This window comes from Streptomyces sp. NPDC127097, from assembly GCF_042724075.1.
Classification (GTDB): Bacteria; Actinomycetota; Actinomycetes; order Streptomycetales; family Streptomycetaceae; genus Streptomyces.
The window spans coordinates 189,855-206,898 of the sequence record NZ_JBHXFI010000004.1; the positions used below are offsets into that span (position 1 = coordinate 189,855).

A 17,044-nucleotide genomic window follows, 5' to 3' on the forward strand; every position below is an offset into this window, starting at 1 on the left:
CCTGCGCGTGCCGCCGCCGGTACCGCATCGAACGTCGCGGTCAGCGCCGGTACTTCTTCACGCTGGAGTCGTCGCGGGTGTCGTCCGCATACTTCTGGATCTTCTTGATGGCCTCGTCGGGCGTCAGCCGGCCGGCCATCATCTCGCCCAGCGCGCCGACGCCGATCCGCTCCTTCTGGAGCGCCACATACCAGTCCTGCAACCGCGGATTGACGATGTTCTGCCCGGCCTTCTCCAGCGCCACCTGCGCCGACGCCAGACCCGGCGGGAGCTTCAGCCCCTCGGTGCCGCCGTTGAGCGAGGTGAGCGAGGAGACCTGCCGGATGAAATTCCGCGCGGACTTCTTGCTGAGCATGATGCGCAGCAGTTCCATGCCGCCCTCGGCGTTACGGGCCTTTCGCGGCACGATGTACGGCTCGCCGCCCGAGGCCCAGATGGTGCCGTAGGGCATCTTGTCGGAGTCCGACAGGCTGGACGGGGCGCCGACCGCGAGATCGAACTGCGGGTTCCGCGCGATCTGCTTGGCCGACTCGTTCTCCACCCAGGAACCGTTCGGGATGAACAGCGCCTTCCCCTCGGCCCACGCCTTCTGCGACTGGAGGTGGTCCAGGCCGGGCGAGCCCTTGAGGACATAGCCCTTCTTGTAGAGCTCGTAGTAGGCGTCGAATGCCGCCTTGACCGCCGGGTCCTTCCAGGCGTTCGGCTCCAGATTGTCGATCTTCCGCAGCACCTCCGCACCACCGATCTTGGCGATGAACGGATAGAGGCTGAAGGGGAGGTAGTACGGGTACTTGCCCGGGTACGTCCAGCCCGCGACGCCCTTCTTCTTGGCCTTGGCGCACAGGGCCAGCATCTCGTCCCAGGTCTCCGGATACTCCGCGTCCAGCCTCTTCAGATTGCCCTTGGAGTACCAGACGCCATAGACCGTGTACGCGTAGTAGAGGATCCAGGTTTCCTTGCCGCCGAACTGGCCCATTTCGACGACACCGGGGCGCAGGGTGTCCCGCACCTTCTTGTTCGGGTCGTCGAGGGACGGGGCGTCGAGAAGCGTGGAGAGGTCGGTCAGCTGGTCCTTGGCGACCAGCGTGCCGAAGTCCATTTGTTCCGCACCGGAGTTGTCGACCAGGTCCGGGGGATTTCCGCCGTTGAAGCGCGGCTGAAGGGTCGACTGGATCTTCTGGGTCGACGAGAGCTTCACCTTGCCGTCGGCCTTCGGGAAAGCCTTGAGGTACTCGCTCTGGGCGTCCTTGGCGTACTTGTCACCGAATCCGCCGTCGAAGATGACGACATCGAGGCCGGCCGACTCATTGACCGCGAGCGGATTCTTGGCCGACTTCTTGCCCTTTTCGACCTTGTTATCGCTGTCGCTGCCGCCGCCGGCACACGCCGACAGCACTCCCATGGCCGGTACGGCGACGATCCCCAGGGCCGCGGCCCGCTTGACCAGATCACGACGGTTGAATGCAGAGGTGGATCCCATGCTCAAGTCCTCGCCTTCTTCAGGACTCAGGCGGTGTACCGGAGCCACCCCGGCACCGCGGGTCAGATGAAGCTGAGTTGTACGGGATGTGCACCGGGCGCGCTAGAGAAATGCGGGGCCGTCATGCGTTCCCGCCTTCCCCCCGGATCCACGGCCTTCGTCATACGGCCGGTCGGACGCCGACAGGTATAGTCCACTTCCGGCCGCAGGGGCAAGATCGAATGCAGGGTTGGACGGCAGTCTTTCCCTAGTTGAGACCTCCCCGGTATGCGGGGATTCGCCCGGCCGTCTCCCGCCGCCCGACCGGCGGCACGACGGGCGGCACGACCGGCGCACCGATCGCAGCGCCACCCTTGACACCAAAGGCCCCACGCACCTTACTTATCTCTGTTTATCTCGGCGCCATGTAACTGACAACGATGTCAATCTCGTTGAGAGGGCTCGCGTGCGGCTCAGACACCGGCACAGTCCACTGCGGGGGATCGCCCGCCCCGCCGCCCTCGCGGCGGCCGCTCTGCTCGTCATCACCGTGCCCGGCCCGGCCCAGGCCGCGCCACCCCAACCGCCCCGAGGGGCAACGGAGTTCCGCTCCTCCTTCGAGTCCGGCGAACCGCGGCCGGACTGGACCGACACCGTCGAGACCGGCCCCGACGGCAAGCCCCGGACCTCCGGCGTCACCCCGGAGACCGCCCCGGCGGCGCCCGGGATGAACACCGGGACCGACACCGGCCCCCGCGACTCCCCCACCGCCAAGGCCCACGCCGGCTTCACCGGAGGGCACGCACTGCGCTACGCCGGCACCCACACCGCCGACGGCCACGGCTACGCGTACAACAAGATCTTCGACGTCGATGTGCCGGTCACCGCGGCCACTTCGCTCTCCTACAAGATCTTCCCCGAGATGGCGAAGAGCGATCCGGCCTACCCGGCGACCCACACCGCCGTCGATCTGGCCTTCACCGACGGTACGTACCTCAGCGAGCTGTCCGCCGTCGACCAGCACGGCACGCCGCTGACGCCCCGGGGCCAGGCCGCCGCCAAGACGCTCTACGTCAATCAGTGGAACAACCGGGAAGCGCGGATCGGCGCGGTCGCCGCGGGCAAGACCGTCGACCGGATCCTGGTCGGCTATGACGCGGCGGCGGCACCACGGACCGCGCCGACCTTCCGCGGCTGGATCGATGACCTCACCCTCGCGCCCAAGGCCCCCGACAAACCGCTCGCCCACTATTCCGACTACGCCGTCACCACCCGCGGCACGCTCTCCAGCGGCGGTTTCTCGCGCGGCAACACCTTCCCCGCCACCGCCGTCCCCAACGGCTTCAACTTCTGGACCCCGGTCACCAACGCGGGCTCCGCGGACTGGCTGTACGAGTACGCGCGGAAGAACAACGCCGACAACCTCCCCACCCTCCAGGCGTTCAGCGCCAGCCATGAGCCGAGCCCGTGGATGGGCGACCGGCAGACCTTCCAGGTCATGCCGTCCGTCGCGGCCGGCACCCCGGACGCCTCGCGCACCGGCCGGGCACTGCCGTTCCACCACGACCACGAGACCGCCCGGCCGCACTACTACGGCGTGACCTTCGACAACGGCCTCAAGACGGAGATCACCCCCACCGACCATGCCGCGCTGATGCGCTTCACCTTCCCCGGCGACCGGGCGAGCCTGATCTTCGACAACGTCAACAACAAGGGCGGGCTGAGCCCGGACACCGAACGCGGGATCGTCACCGGCTTCTCGGACGTCAAGAGCGGACTGTCCGTCGGCGCCACCCGGCTGTTCGTCTACGCCGCCTTCGACGCGCCGGTCACCGGCGGCGGCAGGCTTGAGGGCGGGGGTGGCAAGGACGTCACCGGTTATCTCCGCTTCCGGCCCGGCGCGGACCGCACGGTGACCATGCGGATCGCGACCTCGCTCATCAGCGTGGAGCAGGCGAAGGCGAATCTGACCCGGGAGATCCCCGACGGCGCCACCTTCGCCGGCGTCCAGGACCGGGCGCGGTCGCAGTGGGACGACCTGCTGGGCCGGATCGAGGTCGAGGGCGCGAGCCGGGATCAGCTCACCACGCTCTACTCCAGCCTCTACCGGCTCTACCTCTACCCCAACTCCGGCTTCGAGCAGGTCGGTTCGCACCGCCGCTACGCCAGCCCGTTCTCGCCGCAGACCGGCCAGGACACCCCGACCCACACCGGTTCGAAGATCGTCGACGGTGAGGTGTACGTCAACAACGGCTTCTGGGACACCTACCGGACCACCTGGCCCGCCTATTCGCTCCTCACCCCGCAACGCGCGGGGAAAATGGTCGACGGCTTCGTCCAGCAGTACAAGGACGGCGGCTGGATCTCCCGCTGGTCCTCGCCCGGTTATGCGGACCTGATGACCGGGACGAGTTCCGATGTGGCGTTCGCCGACGCCTATGCCAAGGGCGTGGAATTCGACGCCGAGGCGGCCTATGCCGCGGCCGTCAAGAACGCCACCGTCGCCCCGCCGCACCCCGGAGTCGGCCGTAAGGGCATGACCACCGCGCCCTTCCTCGGCTATACGAGCACCGATACCCGTGAGGGCATGTCCTGGGCACTGGAGGGCTACCTCAACGACTTCGGTATCGCGCGGATGGGCAAGGCGCTGTACGAGAAGACCAAAAAGCCCCGCTACAAGGAAGAATCGGCCTATTTCCTGAGCCGCGCCCAGAATTACGTCAAGCTCTTCGACCGCCGGGTCGGCTTCTTCCAGGGCAAGGACGCCCGGGGCGACTGGCGGCTGCCACCAGGCACGTTCGACCCCCGGGTCTGGGGCCACGACTACACCGAGACCAACGCCTGGACCTTCGCCTTCACCGCACCGCAGGACACCCGGGGGCTGGCCAACCTCTACGGCGGCCGGACCGCCCTGGCGAAGAAACTGGATGCGTATTTCTCCACCCCGGAGACCGCGTCCAAGGAATTCGCCGGCTCCTACGGCGAGGTCATCCATGAAATGACCGAGGCCCGCGACACCCGCATGGGCATGTACGGGCACAGCAATCAGCCCGCGCATCACATCGCCTATGTCTATGACGCGGCGGGGCAGCCCTGGAAGACACAGGAGAAGGTCCGCGAGGCGATGTCCCGGCTCTACCTCGGCAGCGAGATCGGCCAGGGGTACCCGGGCGACGAGGACAACGGCGAGATGTCCGCGTGGTACGTCTTCAGCTCGCTCGGCTTCTATCCGCTGGTGATGGGCCAGGGCGAATACGCGGTGGGCTCCCCGCTCTTCACCAAGGCCACGGTCCATCTGGAGAACGGCCGCGATCTCACCGTGCACGCCCCGCGCAACAACGCGCGCAGCGTCTATGTCCAAGCGCTCCGGGTGAACGGCACACCCTGGAATTCCACCGCCCTGCCGCACCGGCTCCTGGCCCACGGCGGCACCCTGGACTTCACCATGGGCGACCGCCCGTCCGCCTGGGGCACCGGAGCGCACGCCGCCCCCACCTCGATCACCAAGGACGACCGCGTCCCCGCCCCGCCCCAGGACGTCACCGCCCCCGACGGCGGCCCGCTCTTCGACAACACCTCCAACACCTCGGCCGAACCGACCGACGCCCCGGTGGATCTCACCCGTCCCACACGGGTCACGTCCTACACCCTCACCTCGGCGGACCACGCCACGGCACCGGCCGGCTGGACCCTGGAGGGCTCCCCGGACGGAAAGCGGTGGACACGGCTGGACCACCGCGGCGCCGAGTCCTTCACCTGGGACCGGCAGACACGGGTCTTCGGCATCGGCCGCCCGGGCAGCTACCGGCACTACCGGCTGGTGCCCGACGGTCCGGGCACCCTCGCCGAGATCGAGCTGCTCGCGTCGCCGTAGGGCGGCAGCCGCCCGGCCACGGATACGCGGACGGGCCGCACCCCCTCGACCGAGGGAGTGCGGCCCGTCCTGCTGCCGCGGGAACTTACCTGCGGCTGCGTTTACTTCCGGATGAGCGAGCGCAGCACGTACTGCATGATGCCGCCGTTGCGGTAGTAGTCCGCCTCGCCGGGGGTGTCGATGCGGACGACCGCGTCGAACTCGACACCGCTGTCTGTGCTGACCTTGACGGTGCGCGGCGTGCTGCCGTCGTTCAGCTCGGTCACGCCGGTGACCGAGAAGGTCTCCTCGCCGGTCAGGCCGAGGGACTCGGCGGTCTGGCCCTCGGGGAACTGGAGCGGCAGGACGCCCATGCCGATGAGGTTCGAGCGGTGGATGCGCTCGTAGGACTCGGCGACGACGGCCTTGACGCCGAGCAGCGCGGTGCCCTTGGCCGCCCAGTCACGGGACGAGCCGGAGCCGTACTCCTTGCCGGCCAGGATGACCAGCGGGGTGCCGGCGGCCTGGTAGTTCTGCGAGGCGTCGTAGATGAACGACACCGGGCCGCCGTCCTGCGTGAAGTCGCGGGTGTAGCCGCCCTCGGTGCCCGGCGCGATCTGGTTGCGCAGGCGGATGTTGGCGAAGGTGCCGCGGATCATGACCTCGTGGTTACCACGGCGCGAGCCGTAGGAGTTGAAGTCACGACGCTCGACGCCGTGCTCGGTGAGGTACTGGCCGGCCGGGGTGTCGGCCTTGATCGCACCGGCCGGGGAGATGTGGTCGGTGGTGACCGAGTCGCCCAGCTTGGCCAGCACCCGGGCGCCGGAGATGTCGGATACCGGGGTGGTCTCCATCGTCATGCCCTCGAAGTACGGGGGCTTGCGCACGTAGGTGGACTGCGGGTCCCACTCGAAGGTGTTGCCGGTCGGGATCGACAGCGCCTGCCACTGGGCGTCACCCGCGAAGACGTCCTGGTAGGACTTGTTGAACATGTCCTCGCCGATGGCGTTGGCCACGACGTCGTTGACCTCGGCCTCGGACGGCCAGATGTCCTTGAGGTAGACCGGGTTGCCCTCGGTGTCGGTGCCCAGCGCGTCCTCGGTGATGTTCACCTTCATGGAACCCGCGAGGGCGTACGCGACGACCAGCGGCGGGGACGCCAGGTAGTTCATCTTGACGTCGGGGTTGATCCGGCCCTCGAAGTTGCGGTTGCCGGAGAGCACCGAGGTGACGGCCAGGTCGTGCTCGTTGACGGCCTTGGAGACCTCCTCCGGCAGCGGGCCGGAGTTGCCGATGCAGGTGGTGCAGCCGTAGCCGACGAGGTTGAAGCCGACCTTGTCGAGGTACGGGGTGAGCCCGGCCTTGTCGAAGTAGTCGGTGACGACCTTCGAGCCCGGCGCCAGGGTGGTCTTGACCCACGGCTTGCGGGTCAGGCCCTTCTCCACGGCCTTCTTCGCGACGAGCGCGGCGGCGACCATGACGTACGGGTTCGAGGTGTTGGTGCAGGAGGTGATGGCCGCGACCGTCACCGCACCGTGGTCGATCTCGTAGGTCGAGCCGTCGGGGGCGGTGACCGTGGTCGGGCGGCTCGGCACGCCGTTCGTGGCGGCCGGGGCGTCGGAGGCCGGGAAGGACTCCTCGCCGGCCTCGTCGGCGTCGGAGACGTAGTTGAGGACGTCACGCTCGAACTGCGTGGCGGCCTCGGCGAGCACGATGCGGTCCTGCGGACGCTTCGGACCGGCGATCGACGGGACGACCGTCGACAGGTCCAGCTCCAGCTTCTCGGAGAAGTCGGGCTCGGCGGCCGGGTCGAGCCAGAGGCCCTGCTCCTTGGCGTACGCCTCGACGAGCGCGACCTGCTGTGCGTCGCGGCCGGTCAGACGCAGGTAGTTGAGGGTCTCGTCGTCGATCGGGAAGATCGCGGCGGTGGAACCGAACTCCGGCGACATGTTGCCGATGGTGGCGCGGTTGGCCAGCGAGGTGGCGGCGACGCCCTCACCGTAGAACTCGACGAACTTGCCGACGACGCCGTGCTTGCGCAGCATCTCGGTGATGGTCAGCACCAGGTCGGTGGCGGTGGTGCCGGGCTTCAGCTCACCGGTCAGCTTGAAGCCGACGACCCGCGGGATGAGCATGGAGACCGGCTGGCCGAGCATCGCGGCCTCGGCCTCGATGCCGCCGACGCCCCAGCCCAGCACACCGAGGCCGTTGACCATGGTGGTGTGCGAGTCGGTGCCGACGAGGGTGTCCGGGTATGCCTGGCCGTTGCGGACCATGACCGTACGGGCCAGGTGCTCGATGTTCACCTGGTGGACGATGCCGGTGCCGGGCGGGACGACCTTGAACTCGTCGAAGGCGGTCTGGCCCCAGCGCAGGAACTGGTAGCGCTCCTTGTTGCGGCCGTACTCCAGCTCCACGTTCTGGCCGAAGGCGTCCTTGGTGCCGAACTTGTCGGCGATGACGGAGTGGTCGATGACCAGCTCGGCCGGCGCCAGCGGGTTGATCTTCGCCGGGTCACCGCCGAGCTCCTTGACGGCCTCACGCATCGTGGCGAGGTCGACCACACAGGGCACGCCGGTGAAGTCCTGCATGATCACGCGGGCCGGCGTGAACTGGATCTCCTGGCTGGGCTGAGCCTGGGAGTCCCAGCCGCCGAGCGCCCGGATGTGGTCGGCGGTGATGTTCGCGCCGTCCTCGGTGCGGAGCAGGTTCTCCAGCAGCACCTTCAGGCTGTAGGGAAGACGCGCGGCGCCTTCGACCTTGTCCAGCCGGAAGATCTCGTACGACTCGTCGCCCACGCGCAGCGTGCTGCGGGCGTCGAAGCTGTTCGCCGACACGACAGTCTCCTTCATGCATGAATTCGCGCGTACCACCGCAATGCTGCCGTCACCGTCCTCGCCCCATCCGCTAAGGTGAGCCTAAGTTAGGTATGCCTTACTGGCGCGGCAGCGGTACGCCTCTCGGCAGATATCTCGATGTCGAGATAACTCTAATACATTGCCGCGTCCTGGTCATGCCCCGACCGGGGTGCGCTGTGCCCTCGGCCTGCGATCGTGGTCACAGGACCGGGGAGGGCCGGGGCCAGGGGTCGCCCACCGGCAGCGGAGGTCCCCGCCGCCGTCGTGCTCCGTGCCGCGGCGCAAGCGGAAAGCCGCAGGTCAGGTGCTCATGTCACATCCTGCCGGGCTGGGTCGTCGTATGTGTGCAAGCACCGACCGGCAAAGGAGAGCCACCATGAATGCCCGTTTGGACGCCTTCAGCAGCCCGACCATCGGCAAGGTCTTCAAGCACATCGTCGCCGCAGGCAAGATTCTGGAGGACTCGACGCTGCCGGCCGCGACGCAGGAGCTGGTGCGGCTCCGCGCCAGCCAGATCAACGGGTGCGGTTTCTGCACCGATATGCACGCCAAGGACGCCGCAGCCGCCGGTGAGACCTCGGTACGGCTCAACCTGGTCGCGGCCTGGCGGGAGGCCACGGTCTTCACCGAGGCCGAGCGGGCCGCACTGGAACTGGCGGAGCAGGGCACCCGCCTCGCCGATGCGGCCGGCGGCGTCACGGACGAGGCATGGCAGAACGCCGCCAAGCACTACGACGAGGAGCAGTTGGCCGCCCTGGTCTGCGCGATCGCCCTCATCAACGCCTTCAACCGGGCGAACGTCATGATCCAGCAGCCGGCCGGCGACTACCAGCCCGGCCAGTTCGGGTAACGGCGACCGCCGCCGGCCTGGCCGGTCCGGGTGACGGCGATCACCATCCCGGTCGGTCCGGACAACCGCGGCCACCGGATCGATCGGTCCGGATGGCTTCGCTTCTCACACGGGGCCGAGGACCGGGTCGACGCCGGTCAGGGCGCGGCTCGCGGTCCACAGCCGCGCCGCGGTGCCGGCGTCGGCCAGGTGGTCCCAGAGGGGTTCGGTCACCGGCCTGCCGCGCAGTCCGAACGCCCGGGGCCCCCACAGCTGCCCGCCGCGCACGTCCGGGTCGAGCACGGCCCGTACGGCGGGCCATGCGCCGGATTCCTTGCCCTGGACGACCAGGCCGAGCGGCAGCCCGCGCAGCCGCTCGGCCGTCGTCCGGACCCGGACCCCCGGGCGGGAGGGGGTGAGCGAGTCGAGCGCGCCGCCGGGATGGACGACCACGCTCAGCGTCGCGCGGCCCGCGGCGCGCAGCCGGCGGTCGAGCTCGACGCCGAAGAGCATCTGTGCCAGCTTCGAGCGCCCATAGGTGCGCTTGGGCTGGTACTCGTGGACGCTCTGGAGATCGTCGAGATCCAGGCGTTCGGACTTGGCCGCGAAGCTGCCGGTGGTGACGATCCGGCTCTCCGGTGTGGCCGCGAGCAGCGGTGCCAGCCACCCGGTCAGGGCGAAGTGCCCCAGGTGGTTGGTCGCGAACATCAGCTCATGACCGTCCCTGGTCTCCCGGCGCGGCGGATGGTCGAGCGCCACGCCGGCGTTGAGGACGACCGCGTCGAGGCGGTCCGGGCCGAGGGCGGCCACCGACGTCTTGAGCGAGGCCGGGTCGGCCAGGTCCAGCGGCAGGTGCCGCACCTCGGCACCGGGTACGCGGCTACGGATCGACGCGGTCGCGGCTTCGGCCTTCGCCGGGTCGCGGCTGCCGAGCACGACCGTGGCCCCGGTGCCGGCGAGCTGCTCGGCGACGAAGTACCCGATGCCCGCGTTGCCGCCGGTGACCAGGAAACTCTTCCCCTCGGCGGGCGGGAGCCGGTGCACGTCCCACCCCTGGGCCTTGTCTGCGGAGGGCATCGAGGGTTCCTCACTCTCGGACCGATCTGGCGGCGGTGGCAGGAACCGCACCTTTCTCACCGGTGCCGTCCCTGCCCCAGGGTCCCAACGGCCACCGACACGCCACCGACAGCCCGCTGACCGGCGGCCGACACGACACGCGGGGTGCTGCGGCCGCGCCCGGGGCGGCGCCGCGCCCCCTCCGCGGGCCTCCTCGTGTCACATTCGGCCCGTGACCTCCGTCAGTACGGTGACGGAGCTCGACGGGGAGGAATGAGACCCATGAACGACCACGAGTGGCTGGCCGCACGCTTCGAGGAGGAGCGCAGCCGGCTGCGGGCCGTGGCCTACCGCATGCTCGGCTCGCTGAGCGAGGCGGACGACGCCGTCCAGGAAGCCTGGCTGCGGCTGAGCCGGACCGGCGGGGACGACGTGCACAACCTCGGCGGCTGGCTGACCACGGTCGTCGGGCGGGTGTGCCTGGACCAGCTGCGGATGCGCAAGGCGCGGCGGGAGGACTCCCTGGACGTGCATGTCCCCGAGCCCGTCGTGAGCCGTCCGGACACCGTCGACCCGGAACAGGAGGCGCTGCTGGCCGACTCCGTCGGACTGGCGCTGCTCGTCGTCCTGGAAACCCTCAGCCCCGCCGAGCGGCTGGCGTTCGTCCTGCACGACATGTTCGCGGTGCCCTTCGACGAGGTCGCCCCGCTCGTCGACCGCACCCCCGCCGCGGCGCGGCAGCTCGCCAGCCGCGCCCGCCGCCGGGTCCAGGGCGCCACCCCGGCGCCCGACACCGATCTCGCGCGCCAGCGGGAGGTGGTCGATGCCTTCCTGGCCGCCTCGCGCGGCGGCGACTTCGAGGGGCTGCTCGCGGTCCTCGACCCGGAGGTGGTGCTGCGCGCCGACGCCGGTGGTGCGCCCGACGGACTGTCGAAGCTGGTCCGCGGAGCGCGCGCGGTCGTCGAGCAGGCGCTCACCTTCTCCCGGTTCGCGCCGTTCGCGCGCCCGGCGCTGGTCAATGGCGCCCCGGGACTCGTCACGGCACAAGGCGGGCAGCCGCTGGCCGTCATGGGCTTCACCCTCGCCCACGGGAAGATCGTCGAGATCAATATCCTCGCGGACCTCGCACGGCTGAGCCGGCTGGATCTGTCGATCCTCGACGACTGACGGAACGGGCCGGGGCGGGCCGGGCAGGGCGGCGGGGCGGCCGGGTTCAGCAGCCGGGGACCGGGCCGCCCTTCGCCAGCGTGCGCAGGGCCCGCACCGCGTCTTTGAGGGTGGTGACGGGGACCAGCCGCAGCCCCTTCGGGGCGGGCTGCACCTGTGCGCACTCCGCCTTCGGCACCAGGAAGACGCTCGCCCCGTCGCGGCGGGCCGCCTGGGTCTTGAGCGGCGCTCCGCCGACCGCGCCCACCCTTCCGTCGGCGTCGATCGTGCCCGTACCTGCGATGGTGCGGCCGCCGGTGAGCTCACCGCCACTGCCGTCACCGGCCAGCTTGTCGACGATGCCGAGCGAGAACATCAGCCCGGCACTGGGCCCGCCCACATCGTCGAGCCGCAGCCGCACCTTCACCCGGTCCGGGTCCCGGTGCAGAAAACGGAACGCGGCCGCGATCGCGGCCCGCTGCGAGGACTTCATGTCCGCGGCGTTGTGCTGCGCGATCTCCGCCTCGGACCCGCCGGAGGGAAAGACCGCAAGCAGCGGCAGCACCGCCCGGTCCGTACGGAACCACCCCTCGACCACCTCCCCCACACGGATATCGGCCGTGGGCGCGGTCGCCTGGATCGCCACCATCCGCAGCTGCCCGGAGGTCTTGCGCACCGCGGCGCCACTCGTCGAGATGACCTCCCCGCCACCGTGCGTACCCAGCACATCCGTGGTCTGGCCCGGCCGCGCCACGGAGTACGGCAGCGGCGCGAACCCCGCGACGGCCAGCAGCACCACGACGGGCACGGCGCCGAGCGCGACGGCACGGGGACGCGAGAGGGAAGGACGCGGGCGGTCCGGGGTTCCGGGGCGGGAAGGGTGCGGGGAGGAGTGAGGCGTCACAGCGCAAATTTAGGGCAGGGGGATTGTCCGGGTTCAGGCGGGTCGGTGGGGAGCCTTGGTGGTCGTGCGAGCCCAAGGGCCGTCTATGGGTGGGACGTTGGACGGATGCGGGGAGTCGTGACCGTACGTCGCCGGCGTGCGGTCGAGGGCCGGGCCGAGGAACGCCCGGGTCAGGTCGGCGCGCCGGGTGAGCCGGTCGGACGGACGAGCGGGGTATGTTCTCGGCCGCTGCGCGGGATTGCCGCACGCGGACGGGCCTCCGGCTCCTACGCTGACGCCGTGACGGCCACTCCGGAACCCGCGCCCCCTCGCCCGTCCCCGCCCGCCGCCACCGCCCCACCACCTGCCGACCCGCCAACTGCCGCCCCGCCGCCCGCCGATCCGCCCCTCTGGCGCGACCGACGGTTCATGCTGCTGGCCGCCGCCCGCACCATCTCGGTCCTCGGGAACGGCTTCGCCCGGGTGGCGCTGTCCTTCGCGGTGCTGGCACTACCGGGGGCGGGACCCGGGCAACTCTCGCTGGTGCTGGCCTGTCAGGCGGTGCCACAGCTGGTATTCATCCTGGCCGGCGGGGTGATCGCGGACCGGATGTCGCGGTCCCGGCTGATGATCGTCACCGATCTCGTCGGCGCCGCCGCGTACGCCGGACTCGCCGCCATGGTGCTGACCGGGCACGCCCCCCTGCCGGCGCTCTGCGCACTGGCGACGCTGGCGGGCACGGCCACCGCGCTGTTCTCCCCCGCGATGGACGGCGTCATTCCGCTGCTCGTCCCCGCCACCCGGCTACAGCAGGCGAACGGACTGCTGCGGGTCGGTACGAACAGCTCGATGCTGCTGGGGCTCGCGCTGTCCGGTGTGGCCGTCGCGGTCGTCGGCGCGGGCTGGGCCCTGGCGCTCAATGCCGCGTCGTTCGTGGTGAGCGCGCTGCTGATCCGAGGGCTCCGGCTGCCCGCGCGGGCCCGTACGGGGGCATCGGGGTGGGCCGATCTGCGGGACGGCTGGCGGGAGTTCGCCGGGCGGCAGTGGCTGTGGGTGGTCGTCGCGCAGTACTCGGTCGTGGTCGCCGCGCTCAACGCCAATGCCGGAGTGCTGGGGCCGCTGAGGGCCGAGAACGGGCTGGGCGGGGCCCGGTCCTGGGCGCTGATCGTCGCCGCGCAGGCGCTGGGCACCATCACCGGCGCCGGACTGGCCGCCCGCCTCCGGGTACGCCGGCCGGTGCTGACCGCCGTATTGGCCACCTTCCCGCTGGCCCTCCCGATCGCCCTGCTCGCGGTGCGGGCGCCGCTGCCGTGGATCGCGCTCGCCATGTTCGCCTCGGGGATCGCCGCCGACATCTTCGGGGTGCTGTGGGCGACCACCATCCAGCGGGAGGTCCCGGAGGCGGCACTGTCCCGCGTCAGCTCGTACGACTGGTTCGGCTCACTGGCCTTCGCACCGCTCGGCCTCCTGATCGCCGGACCGGTCGCGGCCCGCATCGGCATCGGCCACGCCCTCGCCGGCTGCGCCGCGCTGATCGTCCTCGCCTCGGCCGCGGCCCTGCTCTCCCCGCAGGTACGCGGCATCCGGGCACCGGAACCCGAACCGACGGACGAGGACCGCAGCGAGCACGAAGCGGGCAAGCAGCCGCACTGAAGCCGCGGGCGCCCGAAGGAGGCGCGGGGAACCGCGCGACCAGCCAGGGACGCGGCCGCGGACGCACCACGGTCCCCCGCGAGAACTTGACGCAGCAGCCCTCAACCTCAACAACGGCCCCGCCCGCGCCCCCTCACCGCCCCGCGAGCCCCACCCGCACCACCGTCACGATCTCCTCGTCCGACAGCCCCAGCCGGCGGGCCTCCGCGATCAGCCGCTCGGCGGTTTCCCCGAGGCGGGCGCGCGCGGGCGCGGCGGCGCCGATGACCACCGCACCGCGCCCGCGGCGGAGTTCGATCAGCCCCTCCTCCTTGAGGCGCTGATAGCCGCGCAGCACGGTATGGACGTTCACGCCGAGGGACGCGGCGAGCGCACGGGCGGCCGGCAGCCGCTCCCCGGTGTTCACCGCGCCGTCGGCGATGGCGCCGCGGACCGAGGCCGCGATCTGGTCGCCGAGCGGGACGGACGACCCCGGGTCGACCTGGAAGAGCACCTCAGCCTCCTTGCCGCGAATGGGCGCGGTCGGTGTACGTATTGAGCAGTGCGGCGGCGGTCGCGGCGTCGTCGACCGTCACCACGAACTCCCTGCCGTTGGTCAGCCGTACCACAATGCCCTCCCCCGAGCGCAGCACGAAGCCGCTGCGGCCGGCCCGGATGCGGTAGCCCCAGCCGCCGAACTCCGCGAAGCAGGCGACGTGTCGGCTGCCGGCCTCCTCGACGCGGTCCAGGGGTATGCGCCGGAAACGGCAACGCGAGGACAGCAGCGCCGGCGCGAGGGTCAGCCCGCGCCGGTCCACGGTCACCCGTACCGAGGCCAGCGGCAGGGACACGGCAGCGCCGAACAGCAGGCCCGCGCTCGCGATCCAGTCGGCGAAGAGGCCGATGAGGAGCCCGCCGGCGAGCAGCAGCCCGCCCAATACGGCCAGCGGCGGCGAGCCGATGGTGCGCGACCAGCCGGCCGTCGCGGTGGCGGGCAGGCCGAGCCGGGACACGGCACCGCCCGGCTGCCGGGGCACGGCGGGCGCCGCGCCGGCGAGCAGCCGCCCCAGCGCCCCGGCGCACAGCGCCACCGCGAGGCCGGGGGACAGCTCCCACATTGGCACCCGGACGGTCGATGCATCGGCGGCATCGACGTTGCTGAGCAGCGTCACGCAGTCGGCGTAACCGGTCACGGCAACGGTGGCGTATCCGCCGGCGATCACCCACGGCACCTCAGGGGCAGCCGGCCGCAGCTGGACGAGGAAGCCGACCACGGAGCCGAGGAGGAGGAACAGGGCGAGGGACTGGGTCAGAAAGCCCTCGACCGAGGTGAAGCCGTCGGCCTGGCCGCCGAACCGGAAGTGGGTGGCGAGCGGATCGGGCAGCCGGCCGGACACCGCCGCATAAATGCCGACGAACGCCACGATCACGGCAAGGAAGGGACCGGCGGCAACCAAGGTCCGCGGCCCGCCGGCCAGCGGCGGGCCGGAACGCATCACACTCTTCATGACTCCCCTTGCGACTCCGCGACGCCGCAACGCCGCGACTCGGTGACTCCGAACCTTCAGTTGTTCGCATAGTAGTAGAACTGTGCGACACGCCACAATGAAGCATCCATCTCATATCTGAGATACGGTCACCCCATGGCAGACGACTACCTCGTACGCATCGGCAGGCTCATCCGTGACGCCCGACAGCACCGTGGCTGGACACAGACGCAGCTTGCGGAGGCTCTGGGCACCAGCCAGAGTGCCGTCAACCGCATCGAACGCGGGAATCAGAACATCAGCCTTGAGATGATCGCCCGTATCGGCGAGGCTCTCGACAGTGAAATCGTCTCGCTCGGCTATGCCGGGCCGATGCATCTGCGGGTGGTCGGCGGACGCCGGCTCTCCGGCAGCATCGATGTGAAGACGAGCAAGAACGCCTGCGTGGCGCTGCTCTGCGCCACGCTGCTCAACGCGGGCCGCACAACTCTGCGCCGGGTGGCCCGTATTGAGGAGGTCTACCGCATCCTCGAAGTACTGGGCAGCATCGGCGTACGCACCCGGTGGATCAACGACGGCAACGACCTGGAGATCATCCCGCCCGCGGAACTCGACCTCGACTCGATGGACACCGAGGCCGCCCGCCGCACCCGCAGCGTCATCATGTTCCTCGGCCCGCTGCTGCACCGGATGGACCACTTCAAGCTGCCGTACGCGGGCGGTTGCGATCTCGGCACCCGGACCGTGACCCCGCACATGACCGCGCTGCGCCACTTCGGCCTGGAAATCACCGCGACCGACGGCACCTACATCGCCGAGGTGGACCGCACCGTCGCCCCCAAGCGCGCGATCGTGCTGACCGAACGCGGCGACACCGTCACCGAGAACGCGCTGCTGGCCGCCGCCCGCCACGACGGCGTCACGGTCATCCGCAACGCCTCCTCCAACTACATGGTCCAGGACCTCTGCTTCTTCCTGGAGGAGCTGGGCGTCCGGGTCGACGGCATCGGCACCACCACCCTCACCGTCCACGGTGCCGCCCACATCGAACGCGATGTGGACTTCGCCCCGTCCGAGGACCCGGTCGAGGCAATGAGCCTGCTGGCAGCGGCAGTTGTCACCGAGTCCGAGCTGACGATCCGCCGGGTCCCGGTCGAGTTCCTGGAGATCGAACTGGCCGTCCTGGAAGAGATGGGCCTGGACCACGAACGCAGCCCGGAGTACGCCGCCGACAACGGCCGCACCCGGCTCATCGACCTCACCGTCCGCCCCTCCAAGCTCCAGGCCCCTCTCGACAAGATCCACCCGATGCCCTTCCCGGGCCTCAACATCGACAACGTCCCCTTCTTCGCGGCCATCGCGGCCAGCGCCCAGGGCCAGACCCTCATCCACGACTGGGTCTACGACAACCGCGCGATCTACCTGACCGACCTCAACCGCCTCGGCGCCCAGGTCAAACTCCTCGACCCGCACCGCGTCCTGGTAGACGGCCCCACCCGCTGGCGCTCCGCAGAAATGATGTGCCCCCCTGCCCTGCGCCCCGCCGTCGTCGTCCTCCTGGCCATGATGGCCGCCGAGGGCACCTCCGTACTCCGCAACGTCTATGTCATCAACCGGGGTTACGAGGACCTGGCGGAGCGGCTCAACTCGATCGGGGCGCAGATCGAGATCTTCCGGGACATCTGAGGGACGGATGCCGCCGCACCCTTCCATGACCTGCAACGATCTGGGTCAGGAAGGGGGCGGCGGCACCCGTGGGACTCCGGCGGTGAGGTGCCCGCACGCGGCCGCACGACATCCACGGGCGGGCGGGCGGACAACTCCGTTGTCAGTGGCTGCTG

Annotated in this window: 11 protein-coding genes; 5 read left to right on the forward strand and 6 right to left on the reverse strand. The window is 70.3% G+C overall.

The features are described 5' to 3' along the window. Positions 1-40: 40 nt before the first annotated feature. Positions 41-1,480 carry an N-acetylglucosamine/diacetylchitobiose ABC transporter substrate-binding protein gene (gene ngcE / locus ACFWJW_RS06060; protein WP_387235572.1) on the reverse strand — a complete coding sequence of 480 codons (1,440 nt, stop codon included), beginning with the start codon at positions 1,478-1,480 and terminating at the stop codon, positions 41-43. A 445-nt stretch (positions 1,481-1,925) separates the two neighbouring features. Here ngcE and ACFWJW_RS06065 point away from each other — a divergent pair, with 445 nt between their 5' ends. Next, positions 1,926-5,333 carry a GH92 family glycosyl hydrolase gene (locus tag ACFWJW_RS06065; protein WP_387235574.1) on the forward strand — a complete coding sequence of 1,136 codons (3,408 nt, stop codon included), beginning with the start codon at positions 1,926-1,928 and terminating at the stop codon, positions 5,331-5,333. Positions 5,334-5,434: 101 nt separating this feature from the next. On the opposite strand, the gene acnA is transcribed toward ACFWJW_RS06065, so the two are convergent. Further along, the gene (gene acnA, locus ACFWJW_RS06070; protein ID WP_387235577.1) at positions 5,435-8,149 is read right to left on the reverse strand and encodes an aconitate hydratase AcnA; all 2,715 of its coding nucleotides are present in this window, start codon (positions 8,147-8,149) and stop codon (positions 5,435-5,437) included. 397 nt (positions 8,150-8,546) lie between these two features. On the opposite strand from acnA, the gene ACFWJW_RS06075 reads away from it, so the two are divergent. Continuing rightward, a complete protein-coding gene (locus tag ACFWJW_RS06075) occupies positions 8,547-9,020 on the forward strand; it encodes a carboxymuconolactone decarboxylase family protein (protein ID WP_387235580.1) in 474 nt (157 codons plus the stop codon). A 105-nt stretch (positions 9,021-9,125) separates the two neighbouring features. Here ACFWJW_RS06075 and ACFWJW_RS06080 read toward each other — a convergent pair whose 3' ends face one another. Next, the gene (locus ACFWJW_RS06080; RefSeq protein WP_387235584.1) at positions 9,126-10,076 is read right to left on the reverse strand and encodes an SDR family NAD(P)-dependent oxidoreductase; all 951 of its coding nucleotides are present in this window, start codon (positions 10,074-10,076) and stop codon (positions 9,126-9,128) included. 261 nt (positions 10,077-10,337) lie between these two features. Between ACFWJW_RS06080 and sigJ the strand changes: the two genes are divergently transcribed. Next, the gene (gene sigJ / locus ACFWJW_RS06085) at positions 10,338-11,222 is read left to right on the forward strand and encodes an RNA polymerase sigma factor SigJ (RefSeq protein ID WP_387235587.1); all 885 of its coding nucleotides are present in this window, start codon (positions 10,338-10,340) and stop codon (positions 11,220-11,222) included. A gap of 46 nt (positions 11,223-11,268) precedes the next feature. Here sigJ and ACFWJW_RS06090 read toward each other — a convergent pair whose 3' ends face one another. Continuing rightward, entirely contained in the window at positions 11,269-12,105 is an 837-nt protein-coding gene (locus tag ACFWJW_RS06090) for a S16 family serine protease (protein WP_387235589.1), read from the reverse strand. Positions 12,106-12,384: 279 nt separating this feature from the next. Here ACFWJW_RS06090 and ACFWJW_RS06095 point away from each other — a divergent pair, with 279 nt between their 5' ends. Next, positions 12,385-13,737: an MFS transporter gene (locus ACFWJW_RS06095; protein ID WP_387235591.1), complete on the forward strand. Its 1,353-nt coding sequence runs from the start codon at positions 12,385-12,387 to the stop codon at positions 13,735-13,737. A 133-nt stretch (positions 13,738-13,870) separates the two neighbouring features. On the opposite strand, the gene ACFWJW_RS06100 is transcribed toward ACFWJW_RS06095, so the two are convergent. Next, positions 13,871-14,230, reverse strand: a complete 360-nt coding sequence (locus ACFWJW_RS06100) for a GntR family transcriptional regulator (RefSeq protein WP_387235593.1) — start codon at positions 14,228-14,230, stop codon at positions 13,871-13,873. Between the two features lies 1 nt (position 14,231). After that, entirely contained in the window at positions 14,232-15,224 is a 993-nt protein-coding gene (locus ACFWJW_RS06105) for a DUF1648 domain-containing protein (RefSeq protein ID WP_387235596.1), read from the reverse strand. Between the two features lie 135 nt (positions 15,225-15,359). Between ACFWJW_RS06105 and ACFWJW_RS06110 the strand changes: the two genes are divergently transcribed. After that, positions 15,360-16,889, forward strand: a complete 1,530-nt coding sequence (locus ACFWJW_RS06110) for a helix-turn-helix domain-containing protein (RefSeq protein ID WP_387235599.1) — start codon at positions 15,360-15,362, stop codon at positions 16,887-16,889. Positions 16,890-17,044: the final 155 nt, after the last annotated feature.

What these genes read in the sequence shown, in the direction of transcription:
- ACFWJW_RS06110 (WP_387235599.1), top strand. Translation starts at nt 15,360, where the DNA reads ATGGCAGACGACTACCTCGTACGCATCGGCAGGCTCATCCGTGACGCC.
- ACFWJW_RS06075 (WP_387235580.1), top strand. Translation starts at nt 8,547, where the DNA reads ATGAATGCCCGTTTGGACGCCTTCAGCAGCCCGACCATCGGCAAGGTC.
- sigJ (WP_387235587.1), top strand. Translation starts at nt 10,338, where the DNA reads ATGAACGACCACGAGTGGCTGGCCGCACGCTTCGAGGAGGAGCGCAGC.
- ngcE (WP_387235572.1), bottom strand. Translation starts at nt 1,480, where the DNA reads ATGGGATCCACCTCTGCATTCAACCGTCGTGATCTGGTCAAGCGGGCC.
- ACFWJW_RS06080 (WP_387235584.1), bottom strand. Translation starts at nt 10,076, where the DNA reads ATGCCCTCCGCAGACAAGGCCCAGGGGTGGGACGTGCACCGGCTCCCG.
- ACFWJW_RS06105 (WP_387235596.1), bottom strand. Translation starts at nt 15,224, where the DNA reads ATGAAGAGTGTGATGCGTTCCGGCCCGCCGCTGGCCGGCGGGCCGCGG.